Source organism: Trueperella sp. (assembly GCF_043424875.1).
Taxonomy (GTDB): Bacteria; Actinomycetota; Actinomycetes; order Actinomycetales; family Actinomycetaceae; genus Trueperella.
Window position 1 is genome coordinate 62,399 of the sequence record NZ_JBHWPL010000074.1, and the last position, 11,200, is coordinate 73,598.

Below are 11,200 nucleotides of genomic sequence, written 5' to 3' on the forward strand. Positions count from 1 at the left end.
TTAACTCCTTCATTAGTTCATGCCTTGCCTCAACATTGGGGCAAATGGCCAATTACAGCATAGCCCTCCGGCACCGTTGGCGCATGACGCACACCACGTTATGAGCGCTTTCTGAGCTTCGACAGATCAACGATTGCGCGCTCGAGTGCGAACTCGGGATCGCGCGATTCGCCCTTGACTTCCGCGTCCGCTTTCGCGATGATCCGGATCGCCTGCGCGAGGGTCTCATTGTTCCATCCGCGCAGGTCTGATTTCGCGCGCTTGACCTGCCAATCATTGATTTTCAGCCGCGCTTTCGTGTGCGAGGAGCGCTGGCCAAGAACCTGTGCCATCGCTCGGAACTTGGCCGCGATCGCCCCGACGATGGCCACGGGCGAGTTCCCCGTGGCGATGGCGTGGCGCGCCAGTTCAACCGCACGCCCGGAATTCCCGACGACGACGGCGTCTGCCACGTTAAAGGCCGTCGCTTCGACCCGACCCGCGAAATACGTGGTCACGTGGGATTCGTTGATTGTCCCTTCCACGTCTGCAAGGAGCTGGTTGACGGACGAGAGGAGTTCGCGCAGGTCAGAACCCATCGCGGCGACGAGCGCCTCGACGGCGTCCTGGGTAATCCGCCTGCCGGCATTGCGCACGTCCTGAGTGACGATCTTGCCCTTGTCGCTGGCGTACTTGACCTTGTCTATCTTCGTTGATGGAACCTTGGCGCGCTTGAGTGCGTCGAGCACCTTCTTGCCGCGCACTCCCCCGTTGTGCCGCAGCAGTAGCACCGAGTCCGGGTCCGGCGACGACATATAGCCGAGCAGATCTTCCTGAAATGCGGCGTTGACCTTTTCGAGATTTGGCACGACGACGGCCTTGGGCTCACCAAAGAGCGAGGGCGTCAGGAGCGCGTCTAGATCGCCGGCGGCGTAGGCAGAGGCGTCAAGCTCGACGACGTCGGTGTTCGGATCACGAGCGCGCAGGGAGGTTCGCACCGATCGGACTGCGCGATCGCCGAGGACGTCCTCACCACTCTGGATCAGCATGATCGGGGATAGTTCTAGGTCTGCCATGCGCTCATTATTCCATGTTCGTCCGACACCCGGAGACCACCTGCCCGGCTGTGATCGTGATCGTCCCGCATTGGTCGGTGCGGGCCGTGATAGGCGCGTCCCAGATCTCGAGTGCGCGTTGTGTCGGATGCCCATAGTCGTTCTCCCCTACAGAAAAGATGCTGATCTGTGGCCGCAAACGTTCCGCGAGTTCCTCGCTTTGGTCTGCGGCTCCGTGGTGTCCGGCGATGACGACGTCGATATCCTCAACCTCGCCCACAAGCGCGAGTTGCCGTTCAAATGGTGCGTCCGCGAGCGCGAGGACGCGATGTGAATCGGTTGTGACCAGCGCGATGAGCGAATCGGCGTTAGATGTCGATTCGACCCCGGTCGTCGCCCGCGGCCCGACGATGCGGACGAATGGTTCGCCCGAGCTGCTCGGGTATTCGGTGCCCGCGGTTACGTGCGCGTGCGGTATTGCGTGCTGATCGAGGAGGTCGATCGCCCAGTTGGAGTTGTACGTCGGGTGCAGGTTCGTGGAGTACCAGACTTCCTCGATGTCAACGGCCGCGATGAGCTCGGCAAGTCCGCGGACGTGGTCGGCGTCGAAATGGCTAATGACGAGCAGATCCACGCGATCGATTCCCGCTTCGCTAAGGCATTCGGATATTCGTTCGCCTTCGGGCCCGGCGTCAATGAGCACGACGTCGGGCTCGCGCCGTGCGAGGAATGCCGAGCCCTGGCCGACGTCGCACTGGATCGCTTCCCAGTCCTCTGGCTGGGGCTGGCTCTGCAGCGCGGGAGATAGTGCGGCTGAGCCGGCCAGGAGTGCGATCGCGGTGAGGGCGTAGTGGGTGAGCCCGACGAATGCTGTCACTGCGAGGACGAGTGCCATCACGCCGTGGCCGATGAGCGCCACGTAGGTGGGCAGGTGTGAGCCGGGCAGGCCAACGAGTGCGGAGGTCACGCCCGCCATCCATGCCGTGAAGATCTCGCACACCCACAGCAGTGGCATCGCCGCCCACGCCGCAACGGGCAAGAGGAGCGCGCCGACCATGCCGATGATCGTCAGCGGCGCGATGACCGGCGCAACTAGTGCGTTGGCGGCCGCGCTCCACAGCGAGGCCCGCTCTTGGATCGCAAGCAGTAGCGGGCCCGTGGCGAGCGCCGCGACGAGGGAAATCGACAAGACGTCCGCGAGCGCTCCTGGCATGTGCTCCGCGAGGCGTTCTTGGAGCGGATAGGAAAAGGCGATAATGGCGCCCGTGGCCACGGCCGAGAGTTGAAATCCGAGGCTCCGTGCGAGTTCGACGTCGACGAGCGCCACGATGATCACCGTCAGGCACAGGATGGGAAAGGCCGTCGTCGCTCGGCGGATCGCGAGCGCGAGGCAGACGAAGACTCCCATATAGCCGGCTCTGAGAACCGACGCTTCGCGCCCTACGAGTTCAACGAGACCGACGAGAGCCACCACCGCGAGCGCTCCGGCGAGTACCGGGCGTCTGCGTCCGACGATTGCGAGAACGACGGCGATGACGAGGGAAATGTGCGCGCCTGAGACGGCGGTCAGATGTGAGAGGCCAAGGATCCGCATGTCCTCGACGGCGTATTCGGGCAGGCCGGTGTCGTCGCCAACGACCACGCCCGGAATGAGTTGGGCGTGCCATGGCCTATCCTCAACTGCGTCCCGTAATTCTCGCCGAATCCCAGCGGCGGCGCTCTCCTGGCTGAGCGGTCTCACCTCGGTCAGGTTGAGTGTGGCAACGGCTGCGAAGTCATCTGGTAACGGGCGCAGTTGCCCGGAGCCGGTGAATTGGGTGTCCCGCGAGAGTTCGGTGTCAGGCCACGTCAAGAGAGCCGATTGAGAAGACGTGGAGGTGATATCCCCCGCCTGTACCGTGTAGATGCGCGCGGTGGCCGTGAGGTTCTCCCCCTGCCGTTCGGGGTGGGAATCGATCACGCCGGTTACGGTGACGACGGCGGAATCCTGTGCGCTGCGCGTGAGAACGTCGCTTTCTTTGAGGAGCGAGTGGGCAAGACCCGACATCGTTGCCGCGACGACCGCGACGCCGATCAAGGTGGCATACCACCTGTGAGACAAGAGCCCGAGCAGCACGACCAGCAGTCCAACAAGGCCAAGCGCAATGTAGTCGAGTGGCCCGATGATCGCGATCGTCCACACCACGATCGCCGGCAAAAGCAACCGGTAGTCCTGCATCAGGACACCCGGACATGATCACGCAACTGTTCGAGCGTCTTCGGTCCGATTCCGTTGACGTCGATGAGCTGCTCGACTGAACTGAAGGCGCCGTTATCCTCCCGCCACGCGATAATCGCCTGCGCGGTCACCGGTCCCACGCCCGGGATGGTCTCCAGTTCGGCTTGTGAGGCCGTGTTGATATTGACTCCGGCTCCCGGCGGATCGCCGGAAGCGGCCGGCGGCTCACCACCGCCCGCCACACCCGCGATCGCCTCGCCTTCACCGTGGGCAGGCACGTGGATGTGAGCGCCGTCCGCGATCGGCTCCGCCAGATTAATGAGGGCGAGATCAGCCTCCGGCGTCGGACCGCCCGCCTCCTCGACGGCGTCAATAACTCGTCCAGGAGCAGCGATTGTTACCACCCCGGGCGAATTTACCTGCCCAGATACGTGAACAACAACCTCCCCCGGGCCCGCTGAGTTCTCCTGCACTGTGCTCCCCTGCGCTGAGCCCTCCCATCCTGAGCCCTCACCTCTAGCCGGCGGACTGGGACTAGGGCCGAGCGATCCGCTGGACCCCGCGGCTTCCGGCAAGGCGTGGTCAGCCGCCGACCCGGCCTCGCACGGAGCAACTGGTTCGATGGCCGAGACCTCGACCGAGCGTGAGGACAGGGCCGCGATCATGGCCGATAGCCCAAGTACCGTGACAAAGATGGCGACCAACCGCAAGGATCGGCCATCCAAGGTGAATCGCTTCCTCTTTGCTGTCGAGGTCAGCGATCCGACGTCGTCGCCCGCCCCGGCTCGCAACGCAGTACGCGTGAACGATTCCATCTTCGCCCATCGATCGTGAGCATCACCGTGGCGCACGCGCGGTGAACGGCGCGAGGGCGGGCGGCGAGGAGGCGGAGACGTCATGAACCCATTGTGGGAGCCGGTCGGTCGTCGTCGTTCGGCTACCCACAGCAGATCACCGAATCCTGACGTTTCGCACACTGTGGACAACAATCACCGCGCGAGCCTCCGCGTAGCCACGTAAGATTGGCCCATGAGTCAAGATCCTGAAGTTCTCCGTTTGAAGGCCGAAGCACTCGAAGCAGAGGCAGCCGCCGCCGAGGCAAAAGCACAGGCAGCGAAGGCTCGTCTCCAGGCAGCCCTTGCAGCCGGTGGAAACCCGGCCGACGAGGCACCCGACACCGGCGATGCCCCTGACACCGGCGATGCCGCAGCAAACGGCGTCGAGCCTGAACCTGCTGAACCTGAAAGCCTCGAGCCAAACCCACTAGAACCGGAGGCCCTCACCGAGAGTGCGGACGTCTCCGAGTATGAGTCGCAGGTGCGCGAGGGGTACACCTTCGAGGGGCCGACGATGACGATCGGCGCCTACATGGAGGACGGGGTGACGAAGCCTGATACCCACATCCGACTCCCTCTGGGCATGCTCAACCGCCACGGACTCATCGCGGGCGCCACCGGTACGGGCAAGACGCGCACGCTGCAGCTCCTTGCCGAAGGGCTATCAGCGGCGGGCGTGCCGTGTTTCGTCACGGATATCAAGGGTGACCTCACCGGTTTGCTCGAACCGGGACCGGCGTCGGACAAGCTCACCGAGCGCACCCTCGCCCAGGGTCAGGATTGGCAGCCGCAGGCCTTCCCCACCGAGCTTTTCGCGCTGGGCGGCCTCGGCAACGGCACGCCGATTCGTACCACGGTCACTGATTTCGGCCCGATCCTCATGGCCAAAGTGCTCGGCCTGAACGATACGCAGGAATCGGCGCTCTCCCTCATCTTCAACTGGGCCGACGCGAATCAGCTCGCGCTCATCGACCTGACGGACCTGCGCGCTGTCATCTCGTACCTGACCTCCGAGGGCAAGGACGAACTGAAGAACATCGGCGGCGTGGCGTCGTCGACGGCGGGTGTCATCCTGCGCAACGTCGCCGAGCTCGAGGCGCAGGGTGCGGGCGCGTTCTTCGGCGAACCTGCCTTCGAAGTCGCCGAGTTCATTCGCACATCCGCCGAGGGTCTGGGCCAGATTTCGGCCCTCGAACTGCCCGACGTACAGTCGCGCCCGGCCCTGTTCTCGACGTTCATTATGTGGCTCCTTGCCGAGCTTTTCCAAGAGTTGCCTGAGGTCGGCGACGTCGACAAGCCCAAGCTCGTGTTCTTCTTCGACGAAGCGCACCTCCTGTTCAACGACGCCTCCAAGGAATTCCTCAACCAGGTGGTCCAGACGGTGCGGCTCATTCGCTCGAAGGGCGTCGGCATCATCTTCATCACGCAGACGCCGAAGGACATTCCCGACGACGTCCTGGCTCAGCTTGGCTCCAAGGTCCAGCACGCACTGCGCGCTCACACGCCCAATGAGGCGAAGAAGCTTCGCGAGACTGTCGGCACCTTCCCCACCTCGCCTCTCGACCTCGAAGAGGTTCTGCCAAGCCTTGGCACGGGCGAAGCGATCGTCACCGTCCTTGACCGCAAGGGGCGCCCGACCCCCGTTGCGCCGACGAAGATCTGGGCGCCTGCTGCCGTCATGGGGCCGGCATCCGATCAGGCCATCCAGCAGTCCCTTGCGAACTCGCAAACGCTGCCCAGATACAAGGATGCGATCGATCCCGAATCCGCGTTTGAGCTGCTCGAACAGCGCATGGCCGAAGAAGAGGCCGCTCGTATTCAGGCCGAGAAGGAGGCCGAGGCTGCCGAGGCGGCGGAGAAGGCTGCCGCCGTTCAGAAGAAGGAACAGGAGCGGCTCGCTAAGGAGCTCGAGAAGGAGATCGAACGCGAACGTAAGGCCCTGCAAAAGGAGGCTGAGCGTCGCCAGCGCGAGGCGGAGAAGGAAGCCGAGCGGCAGCGCAAGCGCCGCGAAGGCACGATCGACCAGATTGTGCGCTCCGCAGGCCGCACGCTTGGCCGCGAGATCACGCGCTCGATCTTCGGCACACGACGCCGCTAGCTCACTGGCACGAAGCGCTGAACGAACGAGGCCCTCGGTTCATACCGAGGGCCTCGCCAGGTTTAGTTCGGTCTACGACTGGTAGGTCAGGGTGGCCGTCATCTGGCGCGAATGCCCGGGCGCCACGCGGATCGATCCCTGCGCATCTGGGCGGTTGAATGCGTCTGGCACATGCGACATCGGCGAAACGACGATCGCCTTGCGCGCCCCTCGCTCGAGGTTGTCGCCCGTGTCCAGATGCACCACCGGAGCTTCACCCGGTTCCTGCGTGAGCACAATAGACGAATTCGACGCCGGATCCACCACGCGCGTGGCCACTACGCCGTAGTTGTCGGGCACGAGTCCGCGATAATAGTCATCCAGCTTGGCCGACCCGAGGTACTCAATTTCCATCGGCATGTTGACGCCCGCATACGCGGACTCCCCAGGCAGCGGAATGCCGTGGCGATTGGTCAAGATTCGCGTGCGTGCCGGCACGGACACTGCGAGGTTCGATACCGCGCCGAGACCGGGCAAAATCACATGCGGATTCCAGCCGAGCGTGAGCGGGGCTTCGTCGTCGGACGTGTTGGTCGCTTTCAGCGTCACCGACAGGTGCTCTTCACCGTCCGCGCCGGAGTCGAGCGAAAAGTGCACGCTCACATCGATCGGCCACGGGTAACCATCCGCGGCCGGGATCGACGCGGACAGCGACAGGGTCGATCCCGCCGAACTCAGCGCGAAGTCCTGCTGAAACGCCAGACCAGCCGCGCGAACGTCGTCGTCGACCTGGAAAGTTCTTCCGCCGAAACTGTAGCTTCCCGACTCGATCGGTCCAGCCCACGGCGTCATGACGAGCCCGCGACCGCCCGCGGCCGCCTCCAGCTCCTTGGCGCTCTCGTAGGAGGAGATCAGTTCGACGTCGGCGGTGGGCTTCCATGACACCAAGGTCGCGCCACGCTCAGCAACCACGGCTGTTGCGCCGGTTGGTGATACGAGCTGCCACGCCGGCTGCCCGAAAACGCTCACCTCGGAGATCTCAGTTGCGGCCATTAAACGCCCTTTCTATGCACGTTCGCACCACTGTAACCCGTCTCGGATACGGCTCAGGCCCCATTCCAATAGTTGGAACGGGGCCTGTCCGACATGCGCCAATTACGGCGTTTTCCCTACGGTACTAGGTTCACGAGGCTCGGCTCGCGCACGATAACTTTGCGAGGCTCGCCGTCGAGGAACTTCTGCACCTTCTCAGACGCAAGCGCGCGCTGCACCAGATCGTCCGCCGAGATATCGGCCGGGACCTCGAGGCGATCGCGCACCTTGCCCTTGACCTGCACAATCGCCGTCACGGTCTCATCTTCCAGCAGCGACTCATCCGTCACCACCGGGAAATTCGCGTACGCGAGCGAACCCGTGTGTCCCAGACGCTCCCACAGTTCCTCAGCCACATGCGGAGCAACCGGAGCCACCATGAGCACGAGCGCCTCAGCCACCGTCCGCGGTACCTCGCGGGTAGTCAGATGGTTGTTCAGCACGATCATCTTGGCGATGGCCGTGTTGATGTGCATGCTCTCGTAATCTTCGGTCACGCCGACGATCGTGCGCGCCAACAGCTTCGCCGTTTCCTCGTCCGGCTCCGTATCGACGACGGCGAGCTCGCCCGTCTCCTCGTCCAGGATGTTGCGCCACAGACGCTGGAGGAATCGCTGCGATCCGACGGCGGCGCGGGTCTCCCACGGGCGATCCACATCGAGCGGGCCCATCGACATCTCGTACAGGCGGAACGTGTCCGCGCCGTACTGTTCGGCCATCTCATCAGGGGTCACGATGTTCTTCAGGGACTTGCCCATCTTGCCGTATTCGCGGTTGACCTCCTCACCATTCCAGACGTAGGTGATCTCACCGGAACCATCGGAGGCCGGCACTTCCTCAACCTCGTCGGCCGGCACGTACTGGCCGCGGCGGTCGGTGTAGGCGTAGGCCTGCACGTAGCCCTGGTTGAACAGCTTGTGGAACGGTTCGGACGAGCTCAGGTAACCCAGATCGAAGAGGACCTTGTGCCAAAAACGCGCATAGAGCAGGTGCAACACAGCGTGTTCCACACCGCCCACATACAGATCGGTACCGCCGGCCTTCTTGGCCTCGGTCGGACCCATCCAGTACTCCTCCACCTCGGGATCCACGAACTTCTCGGTGTTGTTCGGATCCAGGTAGCGCAGCTCGTACCAGCACGAACCTGCCCAGTTGGGCATCGTGTTGGTATCGCGCGTGTACATCTTCGGGCCATCGCCTAGATCCAGCTCGACGTTCACCCAGTCATCCAGACGCCCAAGCGGCGGCTCGGGATTGGAATCGGCGTCGTCGGGATCAAATGACCGGGGCGAATAATCCGGGGTATCCGGCAGCTCGATCGGCAGCATCGATTCGGGCAGGTCGTGCGGCTTGCCGTCCTCGTCGTAGACAATCGGGAACGGCTCTCCCCAATAGCGCTGACGCGAGAACAGCCAGTCACGCAGACGGTAAGAGACCGTCGCCTTGCCCAGACCCTTGCTCTCCAGCCACTGCGAAATCGCGGGCACGGCGTCGTCCAAGTGCATGCCGTTCAGCGAGATCTCGTCGTTGGCCGAGTCGATGATCTCGCCGTCGTCTTCCCATGCGCTGTCCCACTCGAAGCCGTCTTCAGGCTTCATCGTCGGCACGATGTCCAGTTCGAACGCCGTCGCGAAATCGAAATCTCGCTGGTCGTGGGCTGGGACTGCCATGATCGCGCCGGTTCCGTAGCCCATCATCACGTAGTCCGCGGTGAAGACCGGAATCTTCTTTCCGTTCACGGGATTCGTGGCGTAGATACCTGTGAAGACGCCCGTCTTCTCCTTGGTATCGTCAGCGCGGTCCACTTCGGACTTGCGCGCCGCGGCTCGCTGGTAGTCCATGACGGCGACGCCGGGCGTGCCAGCTCCGCCAGTCCACGCCTCCTTCGTGCCCTCGGGCCACTCGCCCGGAATGCACGAACCGGCCAGCATGGGGTGCTCTGGCGAGACCACCATGAACGTCGCACCAAACAGGGTATCTGGGCGCGTGGTAAAGACGCGCAACGTGTAGTCTCCGTCGGCTGTGTGCGCCGCGAAGTCGACGTCGGCGCCGTGCGACTTGCCGATCCAATTGCGCTGCATCAAGCGAACCTTCTCAGGCCACTCCACCAGATCCAGATCCTGCGCCAAACGGTCCGCGTAGGCGGTAATGCGCATCATCCACTGCCGCAACTCGCGCTTGAACACCGGGTAGTTGCCACGCTCGGAGCGACCCTCCGCCGTGACCTCCTCATTGGCCAGCACCGTGCCCAGACCGGGCGCCCAGTTCACCGGCGCGTAGTCGATGTAGGCCAGGCGCTTGGCGTCCAGAGCCTTGCGCTGCTCCTCGGTGGACAACTCCTTCCACGGGCGGCCATCGGGGGTCGGGATCGTTCCCGCCGCGTACTCCTCGATCAGTTCCTTGATCGGACGCGCGCGTCCGACGGTCCCGGGCTCGCGACCCGGGGCCTTCTCGTCGTACCACGAGTTGTAAATCTGGAGGAAGATCCACTGCGTCCAGCCCATGAAGGCCACGTCGGTGGTGGCCACCGAGCGGCGGTGTTCATGGGACATGCCCAGGCGGCGCAGCTGACGGCGCATGTTGGCAATGTTCGCCTCGGTGGTCACGCGCGGATGCTGGCCGGTTTGCACGGCGTACTGTTCGGCGGGCAGGCCAAACGAGTCATAGCCCATCGTGTACAGCACATTCAGTCCGCGCATGCGGGCAAAGCGCGCCAGCGTATCCGTTGCGATGAAGCCCAGCGGATGGCCCACGTGCAGACCTTTGCCCGAGGGGTAGGGGAACATATCGAGCAGGTAGAAGGTATCCTCCGGAAGCTCCTCGCCCTCGGCGGGTGCAAGATCACCCACGGGGTTCGGTGCCCTGAAGGTTTCTTCCTGCTCCCAGCGATCTTGCCACTTGATCTCGATCTCGTTGGCAAGCTCAGCCGTATAGCGATGCGACGGCGTAATGCTCATGACTCTCCTTGAAATTTACAGATTGTCACTAATTCTAGCCCAGCGCCTCAGATCGCCCCAGATGCGGTTGCTGTGAGAGACGTGACTCTCCCCGTACACTGGGCATATGAGTAGCGTATTTTCGAAGATTATTGCAGGCGAGCTCCCCGGTCAGATCGTGTGGAAGGACGAGCATTGCGTGGTTATGGCGACGATCGAGCCGATGCGTCCCGGGCACGTCATGGTGGTCCCGCTCGAGCAGGTGGACAAGTTCAATGATGTTGATCCGGACGTCTTCGCTCACATGGCAAAGGTTTCCCAGGTTGTTGCGCACGCCCAGGAGAAGGCGTTCGACGTGCCCCGCGCCGTGACCGCGATTCTCGGGTTCGAAGTCCCGCACACTCACATCCACGTGATCCCGGCCGAATCCGAGTCTGCCGCATACGTTCAAAATGCCAAGCAGGCCCCTGCCGAAGAGATCGCTGAGGCTATGGACAAGCTCCGCGGCGCCTTGGCTGATCTCGGATACGGCGAGAAGATTCCGAGCGCTTAGCTCACTCCCCTCGCCCTCCCTCTCCCTCGCACTCGCCCGGCCGACGCCCGGTCGGAGCCCGTAGCAGCATCTCGTCCGCCCGGCGCCCGGTCGGGTTTTCAAGCACCTCATCTTTGTCTTAGCGTCCTCCATGACGCACCATTCGATCAATGGAGGTCGCTAAACCAAACGCCCGACGAAAACATGCGCAATCACCGACCTCCATTCGACTGACAGACCTCCAACGGTGCAATGGTCCTCCATGGAGGACCATAAGAAACCCTGACCGGCCGGATACGTACCCGTGCCGGCACCGCGCCCGGCCGTCGTCGTCTCAATCCTTCGATTCATCTGCCACAAGGCCGGTAGAAGCGCACACCTCGCCACTCTCGTTGATTTCTGCCCCTGCCGATCGCGCCACTCGAGCCCATCGGCGTCTACGCCGTGATTTAGCCTCCTCCATGACGCACACACC

The 11,200-nt window shown here is 63.3% G+C and carries 7 protein-coding genes; 2 read left to right on the forward strand and 5 right to left on the reverse strand.

Annotated elements, in window-relative coordinates; translation table 11 throughout:
* Positions 1 to 98: 98 nt before the first annotated feature.
* The 3 genes from holA to ACHFFR_RS07000 are packed head-to-tail and all read right to left on the reverse strand — an operon-like array spanning position 99 to position 4,151.
* Positions 99 to 1,055 carry a DNA polymerase III subunit delta gene (holA, locus tag ACHFFR_RS06990; protein WP_394263548.1) on the reverse strand — a complete coding sequence of 319 codons (957 nt, stop codon included), beginning with the start codon at positions 1,053 to 1,055 and terminating at the stop codon, positions 99 to 101.
* Between the two features lie 7 nt (positions 1,056 to 1,062).
* Positions 1,063 to 3,252, reverse strand: coding sequence for a ComEC/Rec2 family competence protein (locus ACHFFR_RS06995; RefSeq protein ID WP_394263549.1), 2,190 nt, complete (start codon positions 3,250 to 3,252; stop codon positions 1,063 to 1,065).
* Positions 3,252 to 4,151 (reverse strand): helix-hairpin-helix domain-containing protein, encoded by a 900-nt coding sequence (locus tag ACHFFR_RS07000; protein WP_394263550.1) that lies wholly within the window; start codon positions 4,149 to 4,151, stop codon positions 3,252 to 3,254. The genes ACHFFR_RS06995 and ACHFFR_RS07000 overlap by 1 nt, the downstream gene beginning before the upstream one ends.
* Before the next feature lie 130 nt (positions 4,152 to 4,281).
* On the opposite strand from ACHFFR_RS07000, the gene ACHFFR_RS07005 reads away from it, so the two are divergent.
* On the forward strand, positions 4,282 to 6,186 hold the full coding sequence (locus ACHFFR_RS07005) for a helicase HerA-like domain-containing protein (protein ID WP_394263551.1): 1,905 nt from the start codon (positions 4,282 to 4,284) through the stop codon (positions 6,184 to 6,186).
* 72 nt (positions 6,187 to 6,258) lie between these two features.
* On the opposite strand, the gene ACHFFR_RS07010 is transcribed toward ACHFFR_RS07005, so the two are convergent.
* A complete protein-coding gene (locus tag ACHFFR_RS07010) occupies positions 6,259 to 7,218 on the reverse strand; it encodes an aldose 1-epimerase (protein ID WP_394263552.1) in 960 nt (319 codons plus the stop codon).
* A gap of 116 nt (positions 7,219 to 7,334) precedes the next feature.
* Positions 7,335 to 10,214, reverse strand: a complete 2,880-nt coding sequence (leuS, locus tag ACHFFR_RS07015) for a leucine--tRNA ligase (RefSeq protein WP_394263553.1) — start codon at positions 10,212 to 10,214, stop codon at positions 7,335 to 7,337.
* Positions 10,215 to 10,320: 106 nt separating this feature from the next.
* On the opposite strand from leuS, the gene ACHFFR_RS07020 reads away from it, so the two are divergent.
* The gene (locus ACHFFR_RS07020) at positions 10,321 to 10,746 is read left to right on the forward strand and encodes an HIT family protein (protein WP_394263554.1); all 426 of its coding nucleotides are present in this window, start codon (positions 10,321 to 10,323) and stop codon (positions 10,744 to 10,746) included.
* Positions 10,747 to 11,200: the final 454 nt, after the last annotated feature.